We start from the raw sequence: 26,190 nt of genomic DNA, 5'->3' as shown, positions 1-26,190 counted from the left end.
TCCTATAGCATCGGACGCAAAAGCGGATTCAACTTTTGCGATTGATCCGATGCTTCTCTCCATGGATCGGCGCATCGGATCGATGCGCTATCTCACTGCCGGGACTGCTGTCTCGCCTGCGCGGCAGCCGTCGCGATCGATCTCGGTGCATGAGCGGAAGCCGCGAAGGTCCCGGGTGAGGCAGATGCGTACTTCCTGGAAGATACGCCGTCCGCAGGACACCGAAATCATGTCGGGACGCAAGCCCGGATTGACGGAGACGAAGGCCCGCTCGATCTCGCTCGGCAGCACCTGCGAGCGATTGCTCAATTCCTTGAAGCCGTCCGGAATGCGCACGAGGTCCCGCGCCTGTCGCACGGCGCGGAAATAGCCGCTCGGGGACTCGCCGGTGCAGGTCCCGTGCTTGCGCCATTGATAGCGGGCAAGGTTGTCGTCAGGAAAAAGGCCTTTGGCCTCGGCGACCGCCGCCTGGGGCACGAAGCGCCCATTGGGTTCGCAGAAGCTGGGATAGCCCTGCTCGCGCTGCGGCCACAGGCCGTGCGTCACGAAGCCGAGGCCGCTGCCGTTGTCGCATTGCCGGCTCCGGCTGCCGCTGTTCTCGCAGAAGCCGGGCGACCAGGACAGGGCCAGCACATAGAAGTCGAACTGCCCCATCGGGGCGCCCCTCGCCTCCCGGGGAACTTGAGCCGCAGAAGGAAGGATCAGGAAAAGGCAGGCGCCTGCGAAGGCAAGCCACCGGCGCAGGATCAAGGGGCGGCCTGCTTGCAGTGAGGCGCGAAGGCATATTGGCGGTCGAGGCCGTCGACACAGGTTTCGGTGTTCCAGCCGATGCCGATGAAGCCGAGATCCTCACGGATCGAGAAGTTGATCCGCCGCTTGTAGCCGTCGGAGACGACCACCGTTCCCGTGCAGTAGCGCCGGGGGATGTAATCGAGGCCCCAGGGGCGCCAGGCGACTTCCCGCACTCGCTCGAAGCCGATCAGCTTGAGGCTGGAATTCCAGAACCGGATTTCCGTTTTCTCGAATCGCAAGGTGATGCTCTGGAGAACGGACGGGTCAGCGCAGGCAGGCAGAGAGGCGTCGAAAGGCTCGTCGCGCCGTTCCGCCGGCGTGATCTCGCGCGCAAGCGCAGGCGCGCTCAACAGCATGCAGGAGATGAAAGCCGCCAGCCACTTCATTCGAATGCTCCACCGGGTCGTCAGATTTGCATCACCGACCATGTAAGCGACGCTCGCGAAGGTCAAGGCACCGCTTGCGTTTAATAGAGGGCGTGTCTGTTGAGCATCATCGGCTGCCCGGCCGAGCGCTCCGGCCGGGGCGGCGCGTAGGTCTGCTCGACGGGACGCCCGACCGGCGGGAGCGGCGCCTGCGAATAGGGCGAGGACGGCGAGACACGCGAGGACCCCGCATGCGCACCCGGCAGGTCGGCGGAATACCCTCCGCCCGAGGAATAGCGCGGGGCGGGCGCAACCGGGGCGGCGAAGGACGGCGACGGCGGTGGCGGCGGAGCGGGCGGGATATAGGCGTCTCCCTCCGCCACGTCCTGCTCCAGGTCGACGGGTGCCAGATCGCCCGAGGAGGCCGCGCTCTGAAGGATTTCGCGGCTGCGCTCGGGATCGATTCGCGGCGAGAATTTCAGGATCGGCTTGCAGATGCGCCGGTCGCCGCGGGGGTCGTGCCGGGCGAGATCGATGTGGAAATGATCGTAGTGCAAGGCATCCGAGCCGGGGCCGAGCACCGTGGTGAAGTAGCGGCAGGCGCCGACGAAGGCCTCGCGCAGGAACTCCTGCTCGGTGGCATCCGCGCCGCGCCAGCCCTTGACCACGGAGATCTCCCGGCCGTCGGCCAGGACGAAACCCATCACGTCGAGGGCGTTGCCGAAGGAATGCTCGGACAGCTTGGCGCCGCGCTGGTTGTTGCGCGGGCGGCAGGAATAGGAGCCCGCCTTGATGTCGGCGAGCGGAACGCCGAAATACATCTCGGCCGCTGGCCGCACGATCTCGTCGAGCCAGGTGTCGATGCGGGGGATGATGGGACAGGCGAGCGTCACCTTCGATTTCAGGCCCACGCTGCCGTTGTTGAAGGCCGAAACCTTGAACGGGTAGTCCATGCCGCAGACGCCGGGACCGTCGATCTTCGAGCTCAGCGCCATATAGGCGGAGGGCTGCACGAGACGCTGCGACAGGCAGGCCTCCTCGGCCTGCGCACGCCAAGGCTCGCGCTGCTCGAAACGAAACAGCCCGCAACCGGTGAGCCCAAGCCCGGTGAGCGATAGGGCAACAAACGCAACTAACCCACGACGCATGGGCCGGAGACTAGGTCGAGGGCGTAAACATCCCGTCAACGGCCGGCGACTACGCCTCCGGCAGGCTCCGATTCGAGCGATTCAGGAGCTGAGCCGCAGGGGAAAATGCTCTGGAATCGGGTGCGACAGAATTGAGCAGGAACTTTTTTCGTCGCTCATCTCGGGCAAATTCTGCCCGCCGAAACAAGAGGTTAACTTTTTGTTAACGATTACATCGGGCTGGCGGCGCGAAGCCTAGCCATTTCGAGACGCTTCTCAGGATGGCGGGGGTTTGATAGCCTACCTCTCCATTCAGATAGGGCAATAACCCTTCACGATCTTCAGGGGCTGAGATGAATCCGACCTCCACCTTCGACTGGACGGCCACATTCAATATCACTGCCGTCTGCGTCTCCTTTTCCTTTATTTTCGCCGTTTTCGCCGGGCTCCTCTGAGACCGCGAGACGTCATTCCCTTTCCAGGTCAACCTCCAAGTTTCAACGCTGCCGCACTCCGGCAGCGTTTTTTCATGCATCGGGGCAAGGCGTCTCCGTGACGCTCCAGGACATCACGTTGACCTCCATCTGGCATTGCGCCAGCCGGGGTCCCTCCGCCGTCCTCAGGCAGACCTTCTCGCCCTCGGCGAACATCTTGCCCTGAGCCCGGCAATAGCAGTCGAGCGGGTTGTGAGCGGGAGCCTGGACCGTTTGAGGAGCCGGCATCTCATGGGCCGCGGCCGGGGCCATCGCCATCAGGCCGAGCAGGACGACAACGCTGCGCATGGGGCATCTCCGCGTGTCACGTCAGAGATAATGCTCATCCCGTCTGGCGACGGCGTCAAGCGCTATCGGCTCCACCTTTCCGCCGCCCGATCGTCCGTATCCTTCGCTTCGACCCAGGCGCCGCTCGTGCCGTCCTTCAGATGCTCGCGCTTCCAGAACGGAGCGTGGGTCTTCAGGTAATCCATGAGGAAGGCGGCCGCCTCGAAGGCGGCTTGGCGGTGGGCGCTGGCGGTAAGGACGAGCACGATCTCCTCGCCCGGCCGGATCATGCCGAACCGGTGGATGACGGTGAGACCGAGAAGCGGCCAGCGGCTTTCGGCCTGCGCGGCGATCCGGCCGATCTCGGCCTCGGCCATGCCGGGATAATGCTCGAGCTCGAGGGCCACGAGCCGGCCGCCCTCGTCGCGGCACAGGCCGGTGAAGGCCACCACAGCGCCGATATCGCCCCGCCCCGCGGTCAGAGCGGCGGTCTCGGCGGCGGCATCGAAGGGCTCGGCCTGGATGCGGATCGTTGCTGGCATGGCATCGCCGCTCCCTATGGGAGCTAGCCTCCCGTCATCGGGGGGAAGAAGGCGACCTCACGAGCGCCGGCGATGCGGGCATCGGGCTTGACATGGACATGGTCGATGGCGGCCCGGACGACGCCCTCGTTCTCGAAGGCATAGTCGTATTCCTCGCCCCGCCCCTTCAGCCAGCGCACAAGGTCGGCAACCGTGTCGATCCCCTCCGGCAGGGTCACCTGCTCGTCCGTCCGGCCGATCCGCTCGCGCACCCAGGCGAAATAGACGAGCTTCATCGGCTCTAGCCCTCGTCCACCAGATGGTGGATGCCGTTCTTGAAATAGTCCCAGCCGGTATAGATCGTCAGGATGGCGGCGATCCATAACAGGATCGTGCCGATCAGGATGTTGTTCGGCAGCACCGTCTCGCCCGCCGGCCCGGCGATCAGAAAGCCGAGGGCCACGAGCTGGAGCGTCGTCTTCCATTTGGCGACCCGGCTTACCGGCACGCTGACCTTCAGCTCCGCCAGGAACTCGCGCAGGCCCGAGACCAGGATCTCGCGGCAGAGGATGACGATGGCGGCCCACAGGGCCCAGCCCTTGATGGTGCCGTCGGCCACCAGCATGAGCAGGGTCGCGGCCACCAGAAGCTTGTCGGCGATGGGGTCGAGCATGCGCCCGAGGGCCGATTGCTGCGCGAAGGTGCGCGCCACATAGCCGTCGAGATAGTCGGTGATGGCGGCGATGGCGAACACGGCGAGCGCGAACCAGCGGGACCAGTGGTCCTCCGGCCAGAACAGCAGGCCGACCACGGCGGGCACGGCCGCAAGCCGACCATAGGTCAGCATGTTGGCAAGGTTGAAAGCCTTCGAGCGGCCCATAGAGGTGACAGTCTTCATAACACCCGCAGGAAGCATGTTGAGGGTTGCTCCGTCAATCGGACAGGCCCGGTTTGCGCACCGCCGCCCTTCCGCGAACACGGCAATGTGACATGGACCTGTCCTTCGCCAACGACCGGGCCGCAACGGACGTTCATTCTAGCCCCGGTCGTGGAAGAAATCGTAGACCGCGCGGGCCGTGGCTGCGTTCACGCCGGGCGCCTTCATCAGGTCCTCCAGGGCGGCGCGCTGGATCGCCTTGACGGTGCCGAAATGGTGCAGGAGCGCCCGCTTGCGGGTCGGGCCGATGCCGGGGATCTCATCGAGGGGGTTCTTGACCAGCTCGCGCTTGCGCTTGGCACGGTGCGCACCGATGGCGAAGCGGTGAGCCTCGTCGCGCAGGCGCTGCACGAAATAGAGCGCCGGATCGCGCGGCGGCAGCTTGAATGGCGGCTGGCCCGGCTTGAAGAAGGTCTCCCGTCCGGCATCGCGATCCCGGCCCTTGGCGATGCCGATCACGGCGACGTCGCTCTCGCCGACGCCCACCTCCAACATGGCTAGGCGCGCCGCCTCCAGCTGCCCCTTGCCGCCGTCGATCAGAACCAGATCGGGCCAGGCCGGGAACGCATCGTCGCCATCCGGCCTGCCATCGCCGTCGGCCGCTCTCGGCTCCTCCTTGACCAACCGGGCGAAGCGGCGCTGCAGCATCTCGCGCATCATGCCGTAATCGTCGCCGGGCTTCAGGTCCTCCGAGCGCATGTTGAAGGTGCGGTAATGCTGCTTCATGAAGCCGCCCTCCCCGGCCACCACCATCGCGCCGACCGCATTCGTGCCCATGATGTGCGAGTTGTCGTAGACCTCGACGCGCCGCGGCACCTTCGGCAGCCCGAAGGCCTGGCCCAGCGAGACGAGGAGCTTCTGCTGGGAGGAGGTGTCGGCGAGCCGCCGGCCGAGCGCCTCGCGGGCGTTGCGCAGCACATAATCGATGAGCTGGCGCCGCTCGCCGCGCTGGGGTGCGTGGATCTCCACCCGTGCCTCGGCGCGGGTCGAGAGCGCCGCCGCCGTGAGCTCCACATCCTCGATCTCGTGCGAAAGCAGGATGAGCCGGGGCGCCGGCTTGTCGTCGTAGAATTGCGCCAGGAACGAGCCCAGGACTTCCTCCCGGCTCATGGACTTGTCGGCCTTGGGAAAGTAGGCGCGGTTGCCCCAGTTCTGCCAGTTGCGGAAGAAGAACACCTCGACGCAGAACTGTCCCGCCTGCTCGTCGAGCGCGAAGACATCCGCCTCCTCGACCGATTGCGTATTGATGCCCTGCACACCCTGAATCGCCGAGAGCGCCGCCAGGCGGTCGCGGCAGCGCGCGGCACGCTCGAACTCGAGCTCCTCGGCCGCCTTCTGCATCTCGTCGGTGATGCGCTGCTTGACCGCATTGGACTTTCCCGAAAGGAAGGCACGCGCCTCGGAGACGAGTTCCGCGTAATCCTCGGACGGGATCTCGCGCGTGCAGGGGCCTGAGCAGCGCTTGATCTGGAACAGCAGGCAGGGCCGTGTGCGGTTTTCGAAATAGCTGTCGTTGCAGGAGCGCAGCAGGAAGGCCCGCTGCAGCGCGTTGATGGTGCGGTTGACCGCCCAGACGCTGGCGAAGGGACCGTAATAGTCGCCCTTGCGCTTCCTCGCGCCGCGATGCTTCACGAGCTGCGGCGCCTCGTGATCGGCGGTGAGCAGGATGTAAGGCAGCGACTTGTCGTCCCGCAGGAGCACGTTGTAGCGCGGCTTGAGCTGCTTGATGAGATTGGCCTCGAGCAGCAGCGCCTCGGTCTCCGTCGCCGTGGTGACGAACTCCATCGAGGTGGTCTGGCCGATCATCCGGGCGATGCGGTTCGAATGTGCCTGGCCGCGCGCATAGGACCCGACGCGGTTTTTCAGGCTTTTCGCCTTGCCGACGTAAAGGACATCGCCCCTCCCATCGATCATGCGATAGACGCCGGGCGCATTGGGAAGGGTCGCCCAGAACTGCTTGATGACCTCGGTGCCGCGCTGGACCGAGTCCGGATTGACCTCCAGATCGAACTCGACATCCGAGCTGCTCTCGAGGGCGACGGTCTCGTCGTCTTCCTCATTGTCCAGAATATCGGGCGGAACGTCGTTGGTGGTGTTGCGACTCATGGGGGAGATTTAAGGGCTCGCGAGTCCCGAGGAAAGTGCCGCCGGCGAACTGGCGCAGCCCTTCCGTTCGGTCTAAACGGCAAAGCTCTGCCAAGGGGAGCCGGATCATGCGCCTGTCGATCGTCACATCCGCCGTCGTGGCGGCCCTGGTGGGGTTCGGCAGCACGATCGCGATCATCATCGCCGCCGCCCAGGCCGTGGGCGCCGATCCGGCCCAGACCTCGTCCTGGGTGGCGGCTCTGTGCCTGGCGACGGCCGCCATCAGCGGGATCCTCAGCGTTCGCTATCGCATTCCCGTCGTTGCCGCATGGTCGACGCCCGGCGCCGCGCTGATCGCAGCCTCCAGCGGCATCTCCATTCATGCGGCGGTCGGCTCGTTCATTCTGGCAGGCGCGCTGATCGTGCTGACTGCTTTCATCAAGCCGTTCGGACGGCTGATCGAACGCATTCCCACGCCCATTGCCGCTGCGATGCTGGCGGGTATTCTCATCCGCTTCGTCCTGGCGGTGTTCGAGAGCGCTCAAGCCGCGCCCGGCCTCGTCCTGCCCCTGGTCGGTCTTTTCCTTGTCGTTCGCCTCTACAATGCCGCCTTCGCGGTACTCGCCGTTCTGTTCGTGGGCTTGGGGCTCGCCTTCGCGGGCGGCCTGGCACAGCCTCTCGTCTCCAGTCTGAGCCTGTCCTCCCTCACCTTCATCAGACCGGCCTGGGAGCCGACAGCCCTGATCGGGCTCGGAATTCCGCTCTTCCTGGTCACGATGGCCTCGCAAAACCTGCCCGGTTTCGCGGTTCTGCGGGCATCCGGGTACACGCCTCCGTCGCGACCCATCCTGGCCGTTTCCGGCCTCGCCTCCATTATCACGGCATTTTTCGGTGCCCATACGAGCAATCTCGCGGCGATCTCGGCAGCGATCTGCACCGGACCGGACACCCACCCCGACCCGGCCAAGCGCTGGATGGTCGGGCCGTTCTATACCCTATGCTATCTGGTGATCGCCGCATTCAGCGCGACCCTCATCGGTGTGATCGCCGCGCTGCCTCCCGCGCTGATCAAGACAGTGGCAGGACTTGCCCTCATGGGCGCCTTCGCGGGTGCCTTGAGCTCCGCCCTTTCCGACACGTCGAAAATCTTTCCGGCAGTCCTGACCCTCGCCGTCACGGCGTCCGGCCTGACGCTCTTCGGCGTCGGTTCCGCCTTCTGGGGCCTCGTCGCAGGTCTCCTCGCCCTCGGCCTCGACGTCCTGGCCGACCGGATGCGCCATCGCGGCTGATCTGGACGGCGAGCTCCGTTAAGCTTAAGACTTCGTTGACGAAGAACAAGAACGGGGTCCTCCATGGCCGGGATGAAACACGTGGGGCGGCTTGCCGCCTTGACCCTCGCAGCAGCCCTCGCGGCCTGCCAAGGCCCGCTCGGCGGATCGCCCGAGGGCGTTCCGGTCGCCCTGGAGAGCATCGACGGAGCGCCCGCTCCTATCCGCACCGCCCTCGTCGACGAACTGGCCAGTGCTGCCACCGACCGCAAGGTCGAACTCGTCGGCGCCAGCTCCGACGCCCGCTACCGTGTCCGCGGCTACCTGTCGACCTCGACGGAGGGTGGCGAGACCAAGGTCGCCTATGTCTGGGACGTGTTCGATTCGCAGAAGCGCCGGGCCAAGCGCCTGGAGGGTACAAGCGCCATTACGACCTCTTCCATCTCGGATCTCGACAAGGCCGCCCTCGCCAAGCTCGCCCAGGCCAGCATGGACGAGATCGCCGAGTTCTTGACGGCCTCCAAGTCCGAGACGTCCTCGGTTCCTGAAACTCCCATTCAAACAGCAGAGGTATCGGACGACGAGCCCGCCGTTGCGATGCAGTGATTGCATGGCAACTCGCCAAACTTGCAGCACATTGGAAGCCTTCCATGTATTGTGACGGTTTCATATCGCTGCTAAGAGCCTTGCGCCCGGCGGTGCAGGGATTATGGCATTGCGCAGCGGGTGTTATCGATCACACGAAGCCAAAGTTGCTTGCATGAAGCTCGTTGCGGGAAATTCCAACCGTCCGCTGGCGGAGGCCATCTCCGCCTATCTCAACATTCCGCTGGCCAAGGCTCAGGTCCGGCGCTTCGCGGACATGGAGGTCTTCGTCGAGATCCAGGAGAATGTGCGCGGCGAGGATACCTTCATCATCCAGTCGACCTCGTTCCCCACGAACGATCACCTGATGGAGCTTCTGATCATCACGGATGCGCTGCGCAGGGCTTCGGCCCGCCGCATCACGGCGGTGATCCCCTATTTCGGCTATGCCCGGCAGGATCGGAAGCCCGCTGCGCGCACGCCGATCTCGGCCAAGCTGGTGGCCAATATCATCGCCCATGCGGGCGTCGACCGCGTTCTGACCCTCGATCTCCATGCCGGCCAGATCCAGGGCTTCTTCGACATTCCGACCGATAACCTGTTCGCCGCACCGACGCTCGCGCGCGACATCAAGGATCATCTCGACGGCGGCAACCGCATGGTGGTCTCGCCCGACGTCGGCGGCGTGGTGCGCGCCCGCGCGCTCGCCAAGCGCATCGATGCGCCGCTCGCCATCGTCGACAAGCGCCGCGAGCGCCCCGGCGAATCCGAGGTGATGAACATCATCGGCGACGTGTCCGGCCGCTCCTGCATCCTCGTCGACGACATCGTCGATTCCGGCGGCACCCTGGTGAACGCCGCCGATGCTCTCCTCGCCAACGGCGCGAAGGAAGTCTACGCCTACATCACCCACGGCGTCCTCTCCGGCGGCGCAGTCGCCCGCATCGCGGGCTCGCGGCTGAAGGAACTCGTGATCACCGATTCGATCATGCCGACCGAAGCCGTGAAGGTGGCCCACAACATCCGCGTCATCTCGATCGCCCAGCTCATGGGCGAGGCCATCGGCCGCACGGCGACGGAAAGCTCGGTGTCGAGCCTGTTCGACTAAGCAGCGATTCGGTGGTTGGCCAACGGATGGCGACTTCGCTCGCAATTGAGCATCGCGACCGCCTCGTGGATGGCATCATCGAGGGTCTCTGGACCCGCGAAAGTCTGGTGAGCAAGATGATGCTGCTTCAGATCGCGCCAGAGCTCTTCGATGGCGTTGAGTTCGGGAGCGTACTTTGGCAGCCATTCGACCGTGAGCCAGGGCGCCCGCTCGGCGAGGGCGGCGCGCGTCGCCTTGCTGGTGTGGATCGGGCCATTATCGAGGACGAGCACGATCGGCTTCGTCGCACGAGCGGACGTTGGGCCATACTGCGTGTCGATCTGGTCCAGCAGCGCGATGAAATCGGCACTGCGCTTGCTCCGGCTGGTGCGCACGATCAGGTCCCGCGGGGCCCAGTCGAGCAGACCGAGCATCGCCACCTTGGCGGCTTGGCCGGGCGCGGGAATGCGCAGATCCGCGCCCTTCTTGGCCCAAGCATGGGCGAGATAGGGGTGGGTGAGCGCTTCGGATTCATCCCCGAACAAGAGCACGATATCGCCCGCCTCGGCCTGCGCCTTCAGGAGCTTGCGGCGCAGGCCGGCGCGGTCCACGGCGTCTGCATCCTGGCGGCCCTTCAGGGTATGGCGCGGCCGGCGCCAGCGGAAATCCCCTTTTGGCGCAACACGACCGAGAGCCGTGAGCGCGAGATGCGCACGCCGGAGCGCTTCTCGATCTCGTCGGCCAGCCGCGGCAAGGTCCAGTTGGGGCGATTTGCGACCGATCCCGCCAGAACCGCCTCGGCCACCGCGAGCGCCCGCTCGGCCTTGACCGGTGCCGGTCCCGGGGCAACGGATCGCCGCAGCGCGTCGACCCCACCCGTCATGAAAGCGCTGCGCCAGAGCCGCACGGTATCCTCGCGCACGCCGAAGGCCTCGGCGATCCGCGGGCTCGTCCAGCCCGCCAGGGTCAGCAGGAGCGCCCGCGCCCGATCCGCCTCGCCCCGATCGCGCGAGTGGCTGAGAGCCATGAGCTCACGCCGCTGCGCGGCGCTTGCGACAACAGGGGATTTGCCCGCCATGATCCGCATCCCGAACCAAACTATGAGATGGAATCACAGACAGCATCCGTTGGCCACCCCGCTGAAACCTGCTTAGAGCTGTTTCCACTTGCGTGGAATCATCTCTCCTTCTTGGTTTGCCGCATTTTTGACGACGAACCGGATCCACTTCGCCGAAAAATGCTCTACGCCTCCTGCCGGGAGCGTATGATCAGCCACGGGGTGGGGACGGCTCTCCACTCCCAGACCGCGAGCAGCTGGTCGAGGTGGCCGAGCTTTTCCAGCCATTCCGGCAAACTTGGCATGACTGTTCTCGCCTGCCGCTCCTCGACGACATGCGTGCTCTCGAAGCGCCGCGCGAGGTCTTCGACGGTCCGGTTCCGCGCAGGATGAACCTCGACCACGAGATCGAGCCAACGGAAATCGGCCGCCACAGGATCGAGCAGATCGAATTCCGCACCCTCGCAATCCATGACCAGCAGCCCTCGCGGCTGGCGTCCGAGCTGTTTCGACAGCTCGTCGCGGACGCAGCCCGCATGCCCCGCCTCGAAGCGCTCACGAAGATCGATCCGGGCCTCGACGCCGTTCAGCCGCGCCAGCTCCAGGCATTTCCTGCGCGCCACGGGATCGATATCCCAGGCGAGCACGTCGACATTCGGCAGGAGGCGTGCGCAGCCGACCGCGTAATAGCCCTCCGCGCAGCCGACGTTCAGAACGGCGTCATAGTGCCGCCTTGGGGCCCCCGCGAACACGTCGTGCAGGACGCTCTCGTAGACTCCCAGCAGCTTCGGCGCGATGCCGCCCTCGGAGGTGGAGGCCAGGTAGGTCATGCCCTTGAAAGGACCGTCCTGGATCGTCGTGCCCGAGCGTGCGACCAGGGTCGAGCCGATGAGCTGGGAGCGCCATTTGGCCAGAGCCCGCAAGGCCTGCTCGAGCTTCTGCCGCTCCGGCAGGTCCGCGTTCAGAATCCTGGTCACATGCTCCAGCGCAGCCCGATCGAGCCCCATGCATCCGCCTCCGCGATTCCCGATCGAAGGCTGCGCGATACAAGGTTTCAGGCAAGATCCTTCGATATCGGGGCCTCTCGGCTTAGCCGCCCCCTCTTCGCAGCCGCCCGGACGGCGGGGCCAACTTGTTGCATTCCGGGTGGTACTTCTCTATAAGCCGCCTCGCGCCCGCTCGACACCCTTGGAGGCACGGGCGCGGACCTCATGGCCGCCGGTAGGTTTTTGAACCTTGGCGGCCATCGGTTTTTCATCCCACTTCAAAGGACCACGACCATGAGCGAAGTAAAGCAAATCAAGGCCGTGGCGCGCGACCGGGCCGGCAAGGGGGCCGCCCGGGCCGTTCGTCGCCAAGGCCAAGTACCCGCCGTCATCTACGGAGCCGGCCAGCCGGCCCAGGCGATCGCCCTCGACTTCAACCAGACCAAGCAGCTGATCTTCGCCGGTCACTTCCTGACCACGATCTTCGAGATCGACGTCGACGGCCAGTCGGTCCGCGCCATTCCGCGCGACTACCAGCTCGACCCGGTCAGGGACTTCCCCGTCCATGTCGACTTCCTGCGCCTCGCGCAGGGTCAGGCGATCAAGGTCGTGGTGCCGGTCCACGTGGTCGGCCAGGAGAAGAGCCCGGGCGTGAAGCGCGGCGGCGCGCTCCAGATCGTCGAGCACTCGGTGGAGCTTCTCGTTCCGTCCGACGCGATCCCGGACTACATCGAGGCTTCGGTCGATGGCCTCAACATCGGCGATTCCGTTCACCTGAACGACATCACGCTGCCGAAGGGCGCGAAGGCGACCTCGACCGAGAACATGACCCTCGTCACGGTCGTGGCTCCGACCGGCCTGACGGAAGAGGATGCGGCCCCGGCTGCTGCCGAAGGCACCGCCGCGGCCTAACGGCTCGACAGGGCGTTCAAGCCCATCGATCGGCTTCGACGCTCCGACCGCAAGGCCGGAGCGTTTCTTATGAGCAGGACCAAGCGATGCGCCTCTTCGTCGGCCTCGGCAATCCCGGATCCCGCTACGCCCGGAACCGCCACAATATCGGTTTCATGGCCGTGGACGAGATCGCGCGCGTGCACAACGCGGGCCCGTGGCGCAAGCGCTTCCATGCGGAGGCGGCCGATGCGGTGATCGGCGGCGAAAAGGTTCTGCTGATCAAGCCGCAGACCTATATGAACCTGTCCGGGCAGGCGGTGGGCGAAGCGCAGAACTTCTTCAAGATCCCGCTGCACGACGTGACGGTTTTCTACGACGAGCTCGATCTGCCGCCGGCCAAGCTGCGCGTGAAGATCGGCGGCGGCAATGCCGGCCATAACGGCCTGCGCTCGATCTCGGCCCATTGCGGCAACGAGTATCGCCGCGTGCGCCTCGGCATCGGCCACCCCGGTCACAAGGCGCTGGTGCAGAACCATGTGCTCGGCGATTTCGGAAAGAGCGAAGAGGCCTGGGTCGAAGACCTGTGCCGGGCCATCGCGGACAGCGCCGCCCTCCTCGCCAAGGCTGAGGACGGGAGTTTTCAGAACAAGGTCCACCTCGCCATGGAGGCGAGAGGCTGGACGGACGTGAAACGGCCTGGAGAAAAGGCCACCTAGTTCAAGAACCATGCCGGCAACGCCGGCTATGCAAGGAGTGAGGCCATGGGCTTCAAGATGGGCATCGTCGGCCTGCCGAACGTGGGCAAGTCCACCCTCTTCAACGCTTTGACGCAGACGGCTGCCGCGCAGGCCGCGAACTACCCGTTCTGCACCATCGAGCCCAATGTGGGCGACGTGGCGGTGCCGGACGAGCGGCTCGACCAGCTCGCGGGCATTGCCAGCTCGGCGCAGATCATCCCGACCCGCCTCACCTTCGTCGACATCGCCGGCCTGGTGCGCGGCGCGTCCCGCGGCGAAGGTCTCGGCAACCAGTTCCTCGCCAATATCCGCGAGGTCGATGCCATCGCCCATGTGGTGCGCTGCTTCGAGGACACGGATATCACCCACGTCGAAGGCAAGATCGACCCGATCGCCGATATCGAGACCATCGAGACCGAGCTGATGCTGGCCGACCTCGACAGTCTCGAGAAGCGCGTCACCACGCTCGAGAAGAAGGCAAAGGGCAACGACAAGGAGGCCAAGGAAACCCTCGACCTCGTCAACCGCACCCTGCCCCTGCTGCGCGAGGGCAAGCCCGCCCGCCTGGTCGAGCGCAAGGTCGAGGAGGAGCGCCTGTTCCAGATGCTCGGCCTGCTCTCGTCGAAGCCCGTCCTCTACGTTTGCAATGTCGAGGAAGCCTCCGCCGACAAGGGCAACGCCTTCTCCGCCAAGGTCTTCGAGCGCGCGAAGGAAGAGGATGCCAAGGCCGTCGTCGTCTCGGCCAAGATCGAGAGCGAGATCGCCGTTCTGCCGCCCGACGAGCAGGCGGATTATCTCGAGGCGGTCGGCCTCGAGGAGCCCGGCCTCAACCGCGTGATCCGCGCCGGCTACGAGCTGCTCGGCCTCATCACCTATTTTACCGTCGGCCCCAAGGAAGCCCGCGCCTGGACGATCACCAAGGGCACCAAGGCGCCCGGGGCCGCCGGCGTGATCCATACGGATTTCGAGAAGGGCTTCATCCGCGCCGAGACCATCGCCTATGTCGATTACACCTCGCTCAAGGGCGAGGCCGGCGCGCGCGATGCAGGCAAGCTGCGGCTGGAGGGCAAGGAGTACACGGTGCAGGACGGCGACGTGATGCACTTCCGGTTCAATACCTGACAGTTTCCTGAACGTACGCTTTCTCGTCCGTTCAGGGCCGCTCTGCCAAAAAGCCTGCATGGAGGTTGCGACCCATGCAGGATTTTTTCGATTCTTTCGTCTCTCCCGGTCTCGGCAATGCCGAATTCTTCGTCGGCGTGCTCGTCGCCTGCGGCTTTCTCATGATCGGCATCTCGTCCCTGCTGCCGAAAGGCGGCAGCGACAAGCTCGAATGGTGGGAAAGGTAGGGCTCAAGGAAGCCGCAGCGCCTTCGGTCCGATCCCGAGGCCGATCTGCAGGCTCTCCGCGATGCGCTGCGCCCGATCCGCGAAGAAAGCCGCCACATCCGGCTCGAAGATCTCGCGGGCCGTCTCCTCGAACAGCGCCAGCCAGCGGGCAAAAAGCTCGGGCGTGAGGGGCAGGCCGAAATGGGCCGCCTGGGGCTTGCCGCTGTAGCGGCCGGTGCGCAGGGCGACCGACGACCAGAAATCCACCATCAGCTTCAGGTGCATGCTCCAGCGGCCGGACAGCTCCTTGTGGAAGATCGGCCCGAGCTCCGGATCGCGGATCACCCGGTCGTAGAAGGTTTCCACGAGCTGCCGGATCATCTCCTCGACACGCCCTCGGCCGGGCTGATGAGCGGAATGCTGCGGCCTGTGGCAGGGTAAGCCAAGAACGGAACTCCTCTTCGGCGGCGGAACGGGGCACCGCCCCCATCGCGCGCGGCATGTCCTTAACGGACAAAAGACACCAAGACTATGATCCAGATCAAGACGGATCGTTCTCGAAGCCAGAGCGTTGAGCCCTGGTCAGTCCCGATACCCCGCCATGCAGCTTCACCACCGACACCGCTGGGACCTCTCCCCCTCCGAGGCCATCGCCCTGCAGCAGCAGCTGAGGACCGAGGTCGTCTCCGACCGGCCCATTGACCTCGGTGCGGTCAAGCTCGTCGCCGGCGTCGACGTGAGCGTGAAGAACGAGCAATCGCAGGCGGCGATCGTGGTGGTCACCTATCCCGGCTTCCTGCCGGTCGAGACCGTGCTGGCGCAGCGCCCGACGCCCTTCCCCTACGTGCCCGGCCTCTTGAGCTTCCGTGAGGGCCCCGTGCTCGAAGAGGCTTTCGAGAAGCTGAAATCCGAACCCGACGTCTTCCTCTTCGACGGCATGGGCATCGCGCACCCTCGCCGCATCGGCATCGCCAGCCATATGGGCCTGTGGCTGGACCGCCCCACCATCGGCTGCGGCAAGACACTGCTGTGCGGGCGCTACAAGGATCTCGGTGAGGAGAAGGGCTCCGCCGCTCCGCTGATCGACCGCAAGGAGGTGATCGGCGTGGCGCTTCGCACCCGCACCGCCAAGAACCCCATGTTCATCTCCCCCGGCCACCTCGCCGACATCCCGACAGCGGCCGAGCTCGTCCTGCGCTGCTCGCCAAAGTACCGCCTGCCCGAGCCGATCCGCCTGGCACACAACGCGGCGGGTGAATTCCAGCCATAAGCGCCGACACGCACCGCCCCGTTTCCCGCCTCCATTCCACGCCCTCGAGCGCCGTAAACCTGCGCAAAAGTGACGCTCGTCACCAAACCTCTCTGTTTAGAGAGTTGTCGTGCGCAGGCCCTTGGCGAGAGATGGAGGAAAGAAATGCTATTTCACAAGGAGCCATGAGATGGCGCGGTCCTTTCTTTATACAAATGCATTTTCCTGGGAAGAAGTCTTCACGGGACAATACACAATCCTGTCGGCATCAGACACTTTGTTTACCGTGAATAAGACGATCAACGGCATTCAGTGCAGCGTTGTTTACGTCGGCAGTGCATTGCTTAGCGATAATCCGGCCATCACCGAGGTTTCGGTCACAAATCGGCAGACCGATACAGCATTGGCACGCATCGTAAGATCCTGGGACGAAACCGACCCCGACATCACCCGATCGATCGAAGAGTTGCAGAGCGGTGGCTTTGACGCGTTTGCGCACCTTATGAACGGCGAAACTTGGTGCGTCCAGATCGGGTCCGATCAAGGAGACATCATCATAGGTGTCGATTCCGATACTGATGACCTCAATGGCAGGGGTGGTAATGACACCCTGATCGGAGGTACTGGTGCCGGCGGCGACTGGTTCTCGGGAGACGAAGGCTTTGACTACGTCTCCTATGCGGCTGCCAGCACAGGCCTGTTTGTGTCCCTTGGTGGCTGGCCGGATCAAAACACCGGAGAGGCATACGGCGACCGGTTCTACGGTGTCGAAGGACTGATCGGGTCTGCTCACGACGATCATTTCATTGGTGATCGATTTGCGAACCATTTGCTGGGTGGGGAAGGCAACGATACGTTACGCGGAAACGAATTTCCTGTGATAGATCCTTGGGATTCCGGAGTAGACACGCTCGATGGCGGTTCGGGCATCGATACGGCAGAGTTCCTCTTCGACATGGCCGACTACGACATCGTTTATGCCGGCAATGGCTATTGGAATGTGAGCAATCAGACCTTTAGACGGGATGCTGCTTTAATCACCAACATCGAGTTCATAAAATTCGCCGATCAAGTGATCGCGGCACCGATTGCTACGGGGCCTATCAACGGCACCTCCGGCGCAGACACGCTTTTCGGCACCTTCGATGCGGATACGATCTATGGCGGCGGCGGCAACGACACGATCTACGGCAGCGGCGGCAACGATCATATCTAAGGCGATGCGGATGATGATCACCTGTATGGCGACGCAGGGGCCGATACGCTCACCGGTGGTGAAGGTATCGACACGCTCGACGGCGGCAGCGGGAACGATACCTATGTTCTGGATGCTTTGGACGGAGCCGACATTGTCGTCGAAGCAGAGGACGGAGGTACGGATACGGTCAAATCTTCGATGACCTACACTCTCGGGGCCGACGTGGAGAACTTGACCCCTGACAGGCAACGCAACTCACGGCACCGGAAACAACCTCGCCAATATCATCACCGGCAATGCAGAAGACAATTTTCTCGACGGGGCCGGAGGCGCCGACACGTTGGAAGGCGGCGGTGGCGACGACACCTACTCCGTCGACGATGAAGACGACGTTATCCTCGAGGCGGAGGGCGCAGGCTTGGACAGCATTCTCGCAAGCGCCTCATATGTGCTTGCGGAAGGTGTCGGAGTTGAACTTCTCATCGCAGCCACAGAGAATACTTCCATCAATCTTACCGGAAACTCATTCGCCAATGCGCTATCTGGAAACGCAGGCGACAACCGTCTCGACGGCGGTGATGGAAACGATACCATCGTCGGCTATCAGGGCGACGATACTCTGATTGGCGGCGGCGGAAACGATCTATTGCGCGGCGCAGAGGGCGTAGACTCACTCGTGGGCGGCGCGGGCAACGATGTCTACTACGCCGACAGCGACGACGTCATCGTCGAGGGCGAAGATGGCGGTTACGACAAGCTCTACGCAAGCACATCCTTTACCCTGGCGGGAGGCCAGCAGATCGAGGAAATTCGTACCGAAGTGGATGCACTCGACCTGACAGGAAATTCCTTCGCTCAGCTTCTCCTTGGCAATGCACGCGCCAACATGCTCGATGGAAATGGAGGACGTGACACGCTCCAAGGTGGCGTGGGCAACGACGTCTACTATGTCGACAGCGACGATGAGTTGATCGAGGGCCACGCGAACGGTGACGACATAGTTCGCGCCCGTGAATCCTTCATCCTGCAGGATAACCAGGTCATCGAGCAGCTTGAGGCGGCTCAGTCGTCTCTAGAAAAGGACCTCGACCTGACGGGCAATGGCTTTGCTCAGCGGATCATTGGTAATGCAGGCTCCAACCGCCTCGACGGCAAGGGCGGCGCAGATTTCATGCTAGGCCTCGGCGGTGATGATACCTATGTCGTTGACAATGCGGCAGACACGGTAAGCGAAGGTGAGAACCAAGGAACAGACACTGTCGAGTCCACGATCGATTTCAGCTTCGCTGACGAAGATCTATATGGCAATTTCGAAAATCTGACCCTTCTCGGAACTGCCGTACATGCAACCGGCAACTCCCGAGCCAATGTCATCACCGGCAACGCCGTGGCAAACCAACTCGACGGTGCCGGGGGACAGGATACGCTCGACGGCGGCGACGGCGACGATACCTATTTTGTCTATGACCTTGGGGAAACCATTAAAGAGCTCCTCGGCAAGGGCACGGACACGGTCGTCATCCGTGGCTCCGCCTTCACGCTTGCGGACGATGTCGATGTCGAAATTCTGCGGGCCGACGAGGAGGAGGAAGTCAGCGACATCACCGGCAACAATCTCGGCAACAGGATCTACGGCAACAGCCGCTCCAACGCAATCAACGGCGGCGGTGGCAATGACGAGGTGGTCTTCACCGGCAACCGGTCGGACTACACGATCGAGCGCAGAGGAGATGGCTCTTTCATCCTCGAGGACAAGCGCGGCGCCGGCGGCGACGGCGCCGACACGGTTCTCAACGTGGAGATCTTCACGTTCAAGGACGGCTCTGTCACTGCACAGAACCTAACGAACCCGGCGCCCACGGGGATCCGTATCGACAAGGACGTCGTGGACGAGAACAGCGGCCTCGGCAAGGTGATCGGGACGTTCACCGCCGATGACGCGGCAGGAGATAGCCACAGCTTCGCGCTCACCGACGATGCCGGCGGCCGCTTCGAAATCGATGCAGCCACCGGCGAGCTCAAGGTCAAGGACGGGGTTCGTCTCGACTACGAGCAGGCGACCTCGCACAGCATCACCGTAAAGGTGACCGACGGCGCCGGAGCGTCGATCTCCCGAACGCTCTCCATCACCGTTCGCGACGTCACGGATGAAAGCGCTAACGGCAACGGCGCCGGCGACCGCATCCTCGGCGGGAACGGGCGCGACACGTTCTCGGGCGCTGCCGGCGACGACACGCTGGACGGTGCCGCGGGCCACGACCGCCTGAATGGCGACGCGGGCAACGACTGGCTGACGGGCGGAGCGGGCAACGACCTGCTCAGCGCCGGCGACGGCAACGACCGGCTCATCGGCGGCTTGGGGCAGGATACGCTCACCGGCGGCAGGGGGCGGGACGTGTTCGTCTTCGACGACAGGGAGACGGGCTCGTCGAAGAGCAAGGCGGACACCATCACCGACTTCAAGGGCAAGGAGGGCGACCGGATCGACCTCAAGCTGATCGATGCCGACACCAAGAAGAAGGGCGACCAGAAGTTCTCGTTCATCGGCAAGGAAGCGTTCACCAAGGCCGGTCAGGTCCGCTACGAGAAGACCAAGAAGGAGACCTTCGTCTATCTCAACACCGACAGCGACAAGGCGGCCGAGGCCGTGATCAAGCTCAAGGGCGCCATCGACCTCAGCAAGGGCTGGTTCGTGCTCTAACCGACGGCCCGCCAGGGCAGCACGGAACACAAACCTGGAATACCGCGACGGATCTCCCAACGGGAGGCCCGTTGTGCTAGGGCAGGCTCCAATAAGGGGATGCCCATGCGCACGTTCGAAGATTTTCCGACCGGCCTGACCCAGACCCTCGGGCCTCTTACGGTCTCGAAGGACGACATCGTGGCCTTCGCGCGGGAATATGACGCCCAGCCCTTCCATGTGGACGAGATCGCCGCCAGGGACAGCTTCATCGGCACGCTGATCGCCTCCGGATGGCACTCCTGCAGTCTCAACATGCGTCTCGTCGCCGACGGGCTGCTTCTCGATTCCTTCGCCATGGGCGCGCCGGGAATCGAGGAGGTGAAGTGGGTGAAGCCCGTCAGGCCCGGCGACACCCTGCGCTCGCATATGACGGTCCTGGACAGCAGAATTTCCAAGAGCAGGCCCTCTCTCGGCCTCGTGCGCTTCCATTTCGACATGGTCAACCAGGCCGACGAGAAGGTGCTGGGCCAGACGAACTGGGTGATGTTCGCCACCCGGGAAGCCGAGCCCGTTTCGGGCGAAAGCAGCAGCGTTCCCAACGCCGCCGCGAAGTCGCGTCCCGCAGCCGCATCCGGGCGGGGAATCCCGCCGGTCTCCGCCAATCCCTTTTTCGAGGATCTCGTCATCGGCGAGACGGAGGAGCTGGGCTCCCACACCTTCACGCCGGAGGACATTGTCGGCTTCGCCAGGCAGTTCGACCCGCAGCCCTTCCATGTGGATGCGGAGGCCGCGAAGAGCAGCCTGTTCGGGGCGCTCTGCGCCTCGGGCTGGCATACGGCGAGCGTCTGGATGAAGCGGATGGTGGGCTACCGCGACCGCACCCGCACCGATGCGCTCGCCCGCGGCGAGCGGCCGGCCCGGCTCGGCCCCTCCCCCGGCTTCTCCAATCTGAAGTGGCTCAAGCCCGTCTATGCGGGCGATACCATCGCCTACCGCTCGACCGTCACCGCCAAGCGCGCCTCCGCCTCCCGCCCCGGCTGGGGCCTGGTGTTCCACCACAACACCGGCACGAACCAGCATGGCGAGGAGGTCTTTGCCTTCGATGGCATGGTCTTCTGGGAAAGGCGGGCCTGAGCTCACCGCTCGACTGTCATTCCGGGGCGGCCGGAGGCCGAGCCCGGAATCCATAGACACGACAGACCAGGAAAGAGCGAGTGGCGTCACACCCTTTCCTATATCGTTAGCGGTTATGGATCCCGGGCTCCGCTGTGCGGCCCCGGGATGACAGTGATACCGTCAATGCCCCTCGAAGCTCACGAGGCTGCGCACGTCGACGCCGATATCGCGTAATTTCTGGGCGCCGCCGAGGTCGGGCAGGTCGATGATGAAGCAGGCGGCGACGATGTTGGCTCCGATCTGACGCAGGAGCTGGGTCGCCGCCACCGCCGTGCCGCCGGTAGCGATCAGGTCGTCCACCAGGATCACCCGCTCGCCCTGGCCGATGGCATCGGTATGGATCTCCATCTCGTCGACGCCGTATTCCAGCGAATAGACGATCCGCACCGTCTCGTGGGGCAGCTTGCCCTTCTTGCGGATCGGCACGAAGCCGGCGGAGAGCTGGTGCGCCACCGCGCCACCGAGAATGAAACCGCGCGCCTCGATCCCGGCCACCTTGTCGATGCGCCCGCCGGCGAAGGGATGAACGAGCTCGTCCACCGCCCGCCGGAACGCCCGCGCGTCGCCGAGCAGCGTCGTGATGTCCCGGAACACGATGCCGGGCTTCGGATAATCCGGAATCGAGCGGATCGACGCCTTCAGGTCGGTGAGGAGACGCTGGTCCATGCTTAAGCCTGCCATAGGTGAAAAGGTTGAGGTGATCCGAGGAGCCGTGCCATGGCCGAACAACCCGCCCGAACCGTTCTGAGCGACATCGACATCCCCTTTGGAAGCCTAGTTCTGTTCTTCGTCAAGGCTGCGCTCGCGGTGATCCCGGCTGCCATCATCGTGAGCTTCATCCTGGCCCTCATCGGCTGGGTCTTCCGCGCGATCTTCGGCTTCGGTCACATGAGCTGGATGATGGGCTAGATCTCAGGCCTTCAGAACCCGCCCCGCCACCGCATCCAGCTTCTTCAGAAGCTCCGGATCGCGGGCGGAGGGCGCGGTCATGATGGCGCCGTCGAGCGCCCTGTCCGAGCCTGCGAGGCACGGCTCGTGCTCGGCCGGGAAATCCCGCGCGACACGCGCCACCAAACGCGCGACCTTGACGGCGTTCTGATGCGCGACGGCGACGACGGAGGCGACGTCCACATTGTCGTGCTCCGGGTGCCAGCAATCGTAATCCGTCACCATGGCGATGGTGGCATAGGTGATCTCGGCCTCGCGGGCGAGCTTGGCCTCGGGCATGGCGGTCATGCCGATCACGTCGTAGCCGAGCTTCTTGTAGGTCATCGACTCGGCGTAGGTCGAGAATTGCGGCCCCTCGATGCAGACCAGCGTGCCGCCCAGCGCAAACGGGATCTTCTCCGCCACCGCAGCATCCGCGATGCGCTGCCGCAGCAGCGGCCCGACCGGATGGGCCATGGGCACATGCGCGACGCAGCCCTTGCCGAAGAAGGAGGTCTTACGGGCATGGGTGCGGTCCACATACTGGTCCACCAGCACGAAGAAGCCGGGATAATATTCGTCCCTGAACGAGCCGCAGGCCGAAACGGAGATCAGGTCGGTCACGCCTGCCCGCTTCATCACGTCGATATTGGCGCGGTAGTCGATGTCGGAGGGAGACAGGCGGTGCCCGCGCCCATGGCGGGGCAGGAAGGCGATCCGGGTCTCGCCGATGCGCCCGATGCGCAGCACGTCGGAGGGCTCGCCCCAGGGGGATTCGATCCGCTCCTCGCGCATGTCCTCGAGTCCGGGCAGGTCGTAGACGCCCGACCCGCCGATGATGCCCAGAACCGCCTTCGTCATCGTGTCCCCACCCTGTTAGGCTCTCCGCCTCTGTCATAGCCGAGGGCGGGCCCGGCCCCAAGCCCGCCCCTCACAGCCACTCGATTTGTCCCGCGGCCGGGTCTGTCCGGGGAAATGGGTGGCCGGACCGCGGACGCGCGGCATATAGATCTCTTTCGTCATCCTTGGAAAGGCAGATCGCCCATGTCCCAGCAGGCCCAACGCCCCTCCTTCATCCGTCATTACAAGGAGCTCCAGGGCGACGGCACCGCGGTCTTTCGCGGCACGAAGGAGTTGCGAAGCATCAACTCCCCCTTCTCCGAGGCCCTCGGCCTGACGAAGCTCGGTATTCATCACGAATTGCTGCCGCCGGGCCGGCGCACCTCGTATCCGCATGCGGAAAGCTCAGAGGAGGAATTCGTCTACGTGATCGAAGGCGCGCCCGATGTCTGGATCGACGGCGAACTCTTCCGCCTTGCCCCCGGCGACGGGGTCGGCTTTCCGGCCGGAACCGGGATCGCGCACAGCTTCCTGAACAACACCGACGAGCCCGTCCGGCTCCTGGTCGTCGGCGAGGCGAACAAGGACGAGAACCGGATCGTCTATCCGGTCAATCGGGAGCTGCGTGCCCATCGCACCGACTGGTGGGACGATGCGCCGGCGCGCTCGCTCGGCCCGCATGACGGCAAGCCGCGCCGACCGGAGTGATCAGCCGAGCGGAAAGGAGGCGAGTTCGTCCGTCGCGAGGCAGGGAAAGAGCGTCTCGCGGACGAGCCTGATCCGCCTCACGGGTGCGGTGATGGAGACGGGCAGGCACTCGATGCATGCAACGACATCATCCGGGATGGAGGCTTTCGTCCGATAGCGCGCCAGGGTCGAGTGGATCAGGTCGTAGATGATCGGCTTTTGGCCCGGCGGCGGGGGAATGTCGCGGACGATCCTCTCCCGGATCGCCGCGATCAGGCCGCTTTCCTCGGTCGCCGTCGCGATGATGGCGGTGTTGGTCACCTTGAGGCCGGAGAAACGCAGCTCCAGAGGCCGATGGCCGGTGCAGAGGTCATCGAGGATGCCTTGAGTTCGTCCGGCGATCTGCTGCCAGTACGCGTCCTTGTCGTAGTCTCCCCATACCGTCAGCAGCGGATAGATGGTGACGTGCAGCCCATGCTTCGGCCCGACATGCAGGGGTTCCGGACAGAGCGCGGCGAAGGCCCGCTGCACCGCCTCGAAGGCGTCACGGGCCTCGGGCTCCAGGCTGGGCTGGACGTGATAGGCGAGGCAGGGCCGGCCCCAGATCTCGTCGGCGATCGTCTGCAACATGGTCACCGGGACAAACACGCTCCCCTGGTTGTCGCGCCAAAAGAAAAAGGCCCCGAAGCGGGGCCTTGATCTGCTTAAGGATTGTGGGTCATCGGAGGCGTGGCGTGGCCGTCGACCTCGCCGCCCACCCGGGCCCAGACCTTCTTCTTGGTGAAGTAGAGCAGGCCCGCGAGCACGAACAGGAACAGCATGACCTGGAAGCCCAGGCGCTTGCGGGCCTCGAGATGCGGCTCCGCCGCCCACATGAGGAAGCCCGTCACGTCCTTGGCATACTGCTCGACCGTCTCGGGCACCTGAGGCTGACCGGCCTCGTTCTTCGGATACTCGACCTGGCCGTCGCTGAGCGGCTTCGGCATCGCGATCACGTGGCCTGGATAATAGTGGTTGTAGTGGCCGCCGGTGGGCACCGTGAAGCCCTGCGGGGGCTCCTCGTAGCCGTGGAGGAGCGCGGTGATGTAATCCGCGCCGTTTTCCGAGTATTGACGGAACACGTCGGTGATGAACCACGGGAAGCCGCGCTCGTAGGTGCGGGCCTTGGCCATCAGCGAGAGATCCGGCGGGGCCTTTCCGCCGTTCGCCGCCGCAGCCGCGTTCTCGTTCGGGAACGGCGACGGGAAGTGATCGGCCGGGCGGCCGGCACGCTCGAACATGTCGCCGGCGTCGTTCGGGCCGTCCTGGATCTTGTACTCCGCCGCCAGGGCGCGGACCTGGGCCTCGGAGAATTCCGGGCCGCCGGGCTGGTGCAGATTGCGGAAGGCGACGTAGCTCAGGCCGTGGCAGGAGGCGCAGACCTCCCGGTAGACCTTGAAGCCGCGCTGGAGCTGGGCCCGGTCGAATTTGCCGAACGGCCCCTGGAAGCTCCACTTGAGCTGCGGCGGGACCGGGGTCTCGCCGGCAGCGAAGGCCGGAGCGGCCAAGCCGAGGATTGCGGCTGCGATGAGAAGAGTACGCTTCATCATTGTTCTGTTTCCCCTACCCTCGCATCAGCCCTTGGAATGCGGCTCGGCATTGACGCCAGCCGGCACACCAGCCCCAACCTTCTGCACGCCCATCACGGATTCGAGGATCGAATTCGGCAGCGGCAGCGGACGCTCGACGAAGCCGAGCACCGGCAGGACGATCAGGAAGTGGGCGAAGTAGTAGACCGTGCAGATCTGGGAGGCGATCACGTACCAGCCCTCGGCCGGGCGGGAGCCGAGCCAGCCGAGCACGACGCAGACGGCCACGAAGACCCAGAAGAACTGCTTGTAGAGCGGGCGATAGGCCGTGGAGCGCACCTTCGAGGTGTCGAGCCAGGGCATGAAGCACCAGATCACGATGGCCGCGCCCATGGCGATGACGCCGCCGAGCTTGTCGGGAATGGCGCGCAGGATCGCGTAGAACGGCAGGAAGTACCATTCAGGCACGATGTGCGAGGGCGTCACGGCCGGGTTCGCCGGGATGTAGTTGTCCGCATGGCCGAGATAGTTCGGCATGTAGAACACCCAATAGGCGAAGAACAGCATGAACACGACGACGGCGAAGATGTCCTTGATCGTCGCATAGGGCGTGAACGGAACCGCGTCCTTGCCCGACTTGATCGGAATGCCGGTCGGGTTGTTCTGGCCCGGCACGTGGAGCGCCCAGATGTGCAGGGCGACGACGCCCACGATCATGAAGGGCAGCAGGTAGTGCAGCGAGAAGAAGCGGTTGAGCGTCGGGTTGCCCACCGAATAGCCGCCCCAGAGGTAGCTGACGATGGTGTCGCCGACGAGCGGGATCGCCGAGAACAGGTTCGTGATCACGGTGGCGCCCCAGAAGCTCATCTGGCCCCAGGGAAGCACGTAACCCATGAAGGCGGTGGCCATCATCAGAAGGAAGATGATCACGCCGAGGATGTAGAGAACCTCGCGCGGCGCCTTGTAGGAGCCGTAATAGAAGTTCCGGAAGATGTGGATGTAGACGGCGACGAAGAACATCGACGCGCCGTTGGCGTGCAGGTAGCGAAGCAGCCAGCCGTAGTTCACGTCGCGCATGATGTGCTCGACGGACTGGAAGGCCATCGCGGCATTCGGCGTGTAGTACATGGCCAGGAACACGCCGGTCACGATCTGCGAGACGAGCATGACCGCCAGGATGGCGCCGAAGGTCCAGAAATAGGTCAGGTTCCGCGGCACCGGGAAGGCGATGAACGAGGAATGGACGAGGCCCGCGATCGGCAGACGGCTTTCGAACCACCGACCGAAGGCGCTCTTGGGAACATAGGTTGTGGAATGCTGGCTCATGGATAT

Annotated in this window: 29 protein-coding genes and 2 pseudogenes; 14 read left to right on the top strand and 17 right to left on the bottom strand. The window is 64.4% G+C overall.

The window, feature by feature from the left end:
• Window positions 1-87: 87 nt before the first annotated feature.
• The 8 genes from BB934_RS18445 to uvrC form a co-directional block, all read right to left on the bottom strand.
• A complete protein-coding gene (locus BB934_RS18445) occupies window positions 88-654 on the bottom strand; it encodes a ribonuclease T2 family protein (RefSeq protein WP_099513007.1) in 567 nt (188 codons plus the stop codon).
• Window positions 655-746: 92 nt separating this feature from the next.
• A complete protein-coding gene (locus BB934_RS18440; RefSeq protein ID WP_099510938.1) occupies window positions 747-1,178 on the bottom strand; it encodes a hypothetical protein in 432 nt (143 codons plus the stop codon).
• A gap of 80 nt (window positions 1,179-1,258) precedes the next feature.
• Entirely contained in the window at window positions 1,259-2,305 is a 1,047-nt protein-coding gene (locus tag BB934_RS18435) for an extensin-like domain-containing protein (RefSeq protein ID WP_099510937.1), read from the bottom strand.
• 506 nt (window positions 2,306-2,811) lie between these two features.
• The gene (locus BB934_RS18430) at window positions 2,812-3,066 is read right to left on the bottom strand and encodes a hypothetical protein (protein ID WP_099510936.1); all 255 of its coding nucleotides are present in this window, start codon (window positions 3,064-3,066) and stop codon (window positions 2,812-2,814) included.
• Window positions 3,067-3,128: 62 nt separating this feature from the next.
• Entirely contained in the window at window positions 3,129-3,587 is a 459-nt protein-coding gene (locus BB934_RS18425; RefSeq protein ID WP_099510935.1) for a molybdenum cofactor biosynthesis protein MoaE, read from the bottom strand.
• Between the two features lie 23 nt (window positions 3,588-3,610).
• Window positions 3,611-3,862: a molybdopterin converting factor subunit 1 gene (moaD, locus tag BB934_RS18420; RefSeq protein WP_099510934.1), complete on the bottom strand. Its 252-nt coding sequence runs from the start codon at window positions 3,860-3,862 to the stop codon at window positions 3,611-3,613.
• A gap of 5 nt (window positions 3,863-3,867) precedes the next feature.
• Complete coding sequence (gene pgsA / locus BB934_RS18415; protein WP_099510933.1) at window positions 3,868-4,464, bottom strand: CDP-diacylglycerol--glycerol-3-phosphate 3-phosphatidyltransferase; 597 nt, start codon at window positions 4,462-4,464, stop codon at window positions 3,868-3,870.
• A 138-nt stretch (window positions 4,465-4,602) separates the two neighbouring features.
• On the bottom strand, window positions 4,603-6,609 hold the full coding sequence (gene uvrC / locus BB934_RS18410; protein ID WP_099510932.1) for an excinuclease ABC subunit UvrC: 2,007 nt from the start codon (window positions 6,607-6,609) through the stop codon (window positions 4,603-4,605).
• A 107-nt stretch (window positions 6,610-6,716) separates the two neighbouring features.
• Here uvrC and BB934_RS18405 point away from each other — a divergent pair, with 107 nt between their 5' ends.
• The 3 genes from BB934_RS18405 (at window position 6,717) to BB934_RS18395 (ending at window position 9,549) form a co-directional block, all read left to right on the top strand.
• Entirely contained in the window at window positions 6,717-7,877 is a 1,161-nt protein-coding gene (locus tag BB934_RS18405; RefSeq protein ID WP_099510931.1) for a benzoate/H(+) symporter BenE family transporter, read from the top strand.
• A gap of 63 nt (window positions 7,878-7,940) precedes the next feature.
• The gene (locus BB934_RS18400) at window positions 7,941-8,462 is read left to right on the top strand and encodes a hypothetical protein (RefSeq protein WP_099510930.1); all 522 of its coding nucleotides are present in this window, start codon (window positions 7,941-7,943) and stop codon (window positions 8,460-8,462) included.
• A 154-nt stretch (window positions 8,463-8,616) separates the two neighbouring features.
• The gene (locus BB934_RS18395) at window positions 8,617-9,549 is read left to right on the top strand and encodes a ribose-phosphate pyrophosphokinase (RefSeq protein WP_099510929.1); all 933 of its coding nucleotides are present in this window, start codon (window positions 8,617-8,619) and stop codon (window positions 9,547-9,549) included.
• Here BB934_RS18395 and BB934_RS18390 read toward each other — a convergent pair.
• From BB934_RS18390 to BB934_RS18380, 3 genes and pseudogenes are all read right to left on the bottom strand, one after another.
• Window positions 9,546-10,289, bottom strand: a complete 744-nt coding sequence (locus BB934_RS18390) for an IS630 family transposase (protein ID WP_237050034.1) — start codon at window positions 10,287-10,289, stop codon at window positions 9,546-9,548. The genes BB934_RS18395 and BB934_RS18390 overlap by 4 nt on opposite strands.
• A gap of 134 nt (window positions 10,290-10,423) precedes the next feature.
• Window positions 10,424-10,555, bottom strand: a pseudogene (locus tag BB934_RS50935) (helix-turn-helix domain-containing protein); the annotation flags it as partial.
• 215 nt (window positions 10,556-10,770) lie between these two features.
• Complete coding sequence (locus tag BB934_RS18380) at window positions 10,771-11,592, bottom strand: class I SAM-dependent methyltransferase (protein WP_099510927.1); 822 nt, start codon at window positions 11,590-11,592, stop codon at window positions 10,771-10,773.
• Between the two features lie 273 nt (window positions 11,593-11,865).
• Between BB934_RS18380 and BB934_RS18375 the strand changes: the two genes are divergently transcribed.
• The 4 genes from BB934_RS18375 to BB934_RS47145 all read left to right on the top strand — a co-directional run bounded on the left by BB934_RS18375 (window position 11,866) and on the right by BB934_RS47145 (window position 14,551).
• A complete protein-coding gene (locus tag BB934_RS18375) occupies window positions 11,866-12,483 on the top strand; it encodes a 50S ribosomal protein L25/general stress protein Ctc (RefSeq protein WP_099513005.1) in 618 nt (205 codons plus the stop codon).
• A gap of 86 nt (window positions 12,484-12,569) precedes the next feature.
• Window positions 12,570-13,181 (top strand): aminoacyl-tRNA hydrolase, encoded by a 612-nt coding sequence (gene pth, locus BB934_RS18370; RefSeq protein ID WP_099510926.1) that lies wholly within the window; start codon window positions 12,570-12,572, stop codon window positions 13,179-13,181.
• 45 nt (window positions 13,182-13,226) lie between these two features.
• Window positions 13,227-14,324, top strand: coding sequence for a redox-regulated ATPase YchF (ychF, locus tag BB934_RS18365; protein WP_099510925.1), 1,098 nt, complete (start codon window positions 13,227-13,229; stop codon window positions 14,322-14,324).
• Window positions 14,325-14,398: 74 nt separating this feature from the next.
• Window positions 14,399-14,551 carry a hypothetical protein gene (locus tag BB934_RS47145; RefSeq protein ID WP_157934218.1) on the top strand — a complete coding sequence of 51 codons (153 nt, stop codon included), beginning with the start codon at window positions 14,399-14,401 and terminating at the stop codon, window positions 14,549-14,551.
• Window positions 14,552-14,554: 3 nt separating this feature from the next.
• Here the strand turns inward: BB934_RS47145 and BB934_RS18360 are convergent, their stop codons facing one another.
• On the bottom strand, window positions 14,555-14,911 hold the full coding sequence (locus BB934_RS18360; RefSeq protein WP_099510924.1) for a group III truncated hemoglobin: 357 nt from the start codon (window positions 14,909-14,911) through the stop codon (window positions 14,555-14,557).
• Window positions 14,912-15,131: 220 nt separating this feature from the next.
• Here BB934_RS18360 and nfi point away from each other — a divergent pair, with 220 nt between their 5' ends.
• The 5 genes and pseudogenes from nfi (at window position 15,132) to BB934_RS18340 (ending at window position 20,794) form a co-directional block, all read left to right on the top strand.
• Window positions 15,132-15,800 (top strand): deoxyribonuclease V, encoded by a 669-nt coding sequence (nfi, locus tag BB934_RS18355; RefSeq protein WP_099510923.1) that lies wholly within the window; start codon window positions 15,132-15,134, stop codon window positions 15,798-15,800.
• A gap of 169 nt (window positions 15,801-15,969) precedes the next feature.
• The gene (locus tag BB934_RS18350; protein ID WP_099510922.1) at window positions 15,970-16,995 is read left to right on the top strand and encodes a calcium-binding protein; all 1,026 of its coding nucleotides are present in this window, start codon (window positions 15,970-15,972) and stop codon (window positions 16,993-16,995) included.
• A gap of 220 nt (window positions 16,996-17,215) precedes the next feature.
• Window positions 17,216-17,296, top strand: a pseudogene (locus BB934_RS50930) (hypothetical protein); the annotation flags it as partial.
• A gap of 21 nt (window positions 17,297-17,317) precedes the next feature.
• Window positions 17,318-19,678 carry a cadherin domain-containing protein gene (locus BB934_RS18345; protein ID WP_099510921.1) on the top strand — a complete coding sequence of 787 codons (2,361 nt, stop codon included), beginning with the start codon at window positions 17,318-17,320 and terminating at the stop codon, window positions 19,676-19,678.
• A 99-nt stretch (window positions 19,679-19,777) separates the two neighbouring features.
• Complete coding sequence (locus BB934_RS18340) at window positions 19,778-20,794, top strand: MaoC family dehydratase (protein ID WP_099510920.1); 1,017 nt, start codon at window positions 19,778-19,780, stop codon at window positions 20,792-20,794.
• A 162-nt stretch (window positions 20,795-20,956) separates the two neighbouring features.
• Here BB934_RS18340 and BB934_RS18335 read toward each other — a convergent pair whose 3' ends face one another.
• Entirely contained in the window at window positions 20,957-21,502 is a 546-nt protein-coding gene (locus BB934_RS18335) for an adenine phosphoribosyltransferase (protein ID WP_099510919.1), read from the bottom strand.
• Window positions 21,503-21,553: 51 nt separating this feature from the next.
• Here BB934_RS18335 and BB934_RS18330 point away from each other — a divergent pair, with 51 nt between their 5' ends.
• Window positions 21,554-21,745: a hypothetical protein gene (locus tag BB934_RS18330; RefSeq protein ID WP_099510918.1), complete on the top strand. Its 192-nt coding sequence runs from the start codon at window positions 21,554-21,556 to the stop codon at window positions 21,743-21,745.
• 3 nt (window positions 21,746-21,748) lie between these two features.
• On the opposite strand, the gene BB934_RS18325 is transcribed toward BB934_RS18330, so the two are convergent.
• Window positions 21,749-22,624: an S-methyl-5'-thioadenosine phosphorylase gene (locus BB934_RS18325; RefSeq protein ID WP_099510917.1), complete on the bottom strand. Its 876-nt coding sequence runs from the start codon at window positions 22,622-22,624 to the stop codon at window positions 21,749-21,751.
• A 183-nt stretch (window positions 22,625-22,807) separates the two neighbouring features.
• On the opposite strand from BB934_RS18325, the gene BB934_RS18320 reads away from it, so the two are divergent.
• Window positions 22,808-23,311, top strand: a complete 504-nt coding sequence (locus BB934_RS18320) for a cupin domain-containing protein (protein WP_099510916.1) — start codon at window positions 22,808-22,810, stop codon at window positions 23,309-23,311.
• Here the strand turns inward: BB934_RS18320 and BB934_RS18315 are convergent, their stop codons facing one another.
• The 3 genes from BB934_RS18315 to BB934_RS18305 all read right to left on the bottom strand — a co-directional run bounded on the left by BB934_RS18315 (window position 23,312) and on the right by BB934_RS18305 (window position 26,184).
• Window positions 23,312-23,926, bottom strand: coding sequence for a 2'-5' RNA ligase family protein (locus BB934_RS18315; protein ID WP_157934217.1), 615 nt, complete (start codon window positions 23,924-23,926; stop codon window positions 23,312-23,314).
• Between the two features lie 68 nt (window positions 23,927-23,994).
• The gene (locus tag BB934_RS18310; protein WP_099510914.1) at window positions 23,995-24,879 is read right to left on the bottom strand and encodes a cytochrome c1; all 885 of its coding nucleotides are present in this window, start codon (window positions 24,877-24,879) and stop codon (window positions 23,995-23,997) included.
• Window positions 24,880-24,903: 24 nt separating this feature from the next.
• Window positions 24,904-26,184, bottom strand: a complete 1,281-nt coding sequence (locus BB934_RS18305; protein ID WP_099510913.1) for a cytochrome b — start codon at window positions 26,182-26,184, stop codon at window positions 24,904-24,906.
• Window positions 26,185-26,190: the final 6 nt, after the last annotated feature.

This window comes from Microvirga ossetica, from assembly GCF_002741015.1.
Taxonomy (GTDB): domain Bacteria; phylum Pseudomonadota; class Alphaproteobacteria; order Rhizobiales; family Beijerinckiaceae; genus Microvirga; species Microvirga ossetica.
Note: the sequence above shows the minus strand (reverse complement) of the source record. Positions and strands in the feature narration are given on the sequence as shown.

Excerpts from the sequence above, each read along its gene's own strand:
- uvrC (WP_099510932.1), bottom strand. The coding sequence starts at position 6,609 with ATGAGTCGCAACACCACCAACGACGTTCCGCCCGATATTCTGGACAAT.
- BB934_RS18305 (WP_099510913.1), bottom strand. The coding sequence starts at position 26,184 with ATGAGCCAGCATTCCACAACCTATGTTCCCAAGAGCGCCTTCGGTCGG.
- BB934_RS18350 (WP_099510922.1), top strand. The coding sequence starts at position 15,970 with ATGGCGCGGTCCTTTCTTTATACAAATGCATTTTCCTGGGAAGAAGTC.
- BB934_RS18325 (WP_099510917.1), bottom strand. The coding sequence starts at position 22,624 with ATGACGAAGGCGGTTCTGGGCATCATCGGCGGGTCGGGCGTCTACGAC.
- nfi (WP_099510923.1), top strand. The coding sequence starts at position 15,132 with ATGCAGCTTCACCACCGACACCGCTGGGACCTCTCCCCCTCCGAGGCC.
- pgsA (WP_099510933.1), bottom strand. The coding sequence starts at position 4,464 with ATGAAGACTGTCACCTCTATGGGCCGCTCGAAGGCTTTCAACCTTGCC.
- BB934_RS18400 (WP_099510930.1), top strand. The coding sequence starts at position 7,941 with ATGGCCGGGATGAAACACGTGGGGCGGCTTGCCGCCTTGACCCTCGCA.
- BB934_RS47145 (WP_157934218.1), top strand. The coding sequence starts at position 14,399 with ATGCAGGATTTTTTCGATTCTTTCGTCTCTCCCGGTCTCGGCAATGCC.
- BB934_RS18340 (WP_099510920.1), top strand. The coding sequence starts at position 19,778 with ATGCCCATGCGCACGTTCGAAGATTTTCCGACCGGCCTGACCCAGACC.
- BB934_RS18335 (WP_099510919.1), bottom strand. The coding sequence starts at position 21,502 with ATGGACCAGCGTCTCCTCACCGACCTGAAGGCGTCGATCCGCTCGATT.
- BB934_RS18445 (WP_099513007.1), bottom strand. The coding sequence starts at position 654 with ATGGGGCAGTTCGACTTCTATGTGCTGGCCCTGTCCTGGTCGCCCGGC.
- BB934_RS18395 (WP_099510929.1), top strand. The coding sequence starts at position 8,617 with ATGAAGCTCGTTGCGGGAAATTCCAACCGTCCGCTGGCGGAGGCCATC.
- BB934_RS18380 (WP_099510927.1), bottom strand. The coding sequence starts at position 11,592 with ATGGGGCTCGATCGGGCTGCGCTGGAGCATGTGACCAGGATTCTGAAC.
- BB934_RS18320 (WP_099510916.1), top strand. The coding sequence starts at position 22,808 with ATGTCCCAGCAGGCCCAACGCCCCTCCTTCATCCGTCATTACAAGGAG.
- BB934_RS18310 (WP_099510914.1), bottom strand. The coding sequence starts at position 24,879 with ATGATGAAGCGTACTCTTCTCATCGCAGCCGCAATCCTCGGCTTGGCC.
- BB934_RS18375 (WP_099513005.1), top strand. The coding sequence starts at position 11,866 with ATGAGCGAAGTAAAGCAAATCAAGGCCGTGGCGCGCGACCGGGCCGGC.
- BB934_RS18425 (WP_099510935.1), bottom strand. The coding sequence starts at position 3,587 with ATGCCAGCAACGATCCGCATCCAGGCCGAGCCCTTCGATGCCGCCGCC.
- BB934_RS18360 (WP_099510924.1), bottom strand. The coding sequence starts at position 14,911 with ATGATCCGGCAGCTCGTGGAAACCTTCTACGACCGGGTGATCCGCGAT.
- BB934_RS18330 (WP_099510918.1), top strand. The coding sequence starts at position 21,554 with ATGGCCGAACAACCCGCCCGAACCGTTCTGAGCGACATCGACATCCCC.
- BB934_RS18435 (WP_099510937.1), bottom strand. The coding sequence starts at position 2,305 with ATGCGTCGTGGGTTAGTTGCGTTTGTTGCCCTATCGCTCACCGGGCTT.
- pth (WP_099510926.1), top strand. The coding sequence starts at position 12,570 with ATGCGCCTCTTCGTCGGCCTCGGCAATCCCGGATCCCGCTACGCCCGG.
- BB934_RS18405 (WP_099510931.1), top strand. The coding sequence starts at position 6,717 with ATGCGCCTGTCGATCGTCACATCCGCCGTCGTGGCGGCCCTGGTGGGG.
- ychF (WP_099510925.1), top strand. The coding sequence starts at position 13,227 with ATGGGCTTCAAGATGGGCATCGTCGGCCTGCCGAACGTGGGCAAGTCC.
- moaD (WP_099510934.1), bottom strand. The coding sequence starts at position 3,862 with ATGAAGCTCGTCTATTTCGCCTGGGTGCGCGAGCGGATCGGCCGGACG.
- BB934_RS18440 (WP_099510938.1), bottom strand. The coding sequence starts at position 1,178 with ATGAAGTGGCTGGCGGCTTTCATCTCCTGCATGCTGTTGAGCGCGCCT.
- BB934_RS18430 (WP_099510936.1), bottom strand. The coding sequence starts at position 3,066 with ATGCGCAGCGTTGTCGTCCTGCTCGGCCTGATGGCGATGGCCCCGGCC.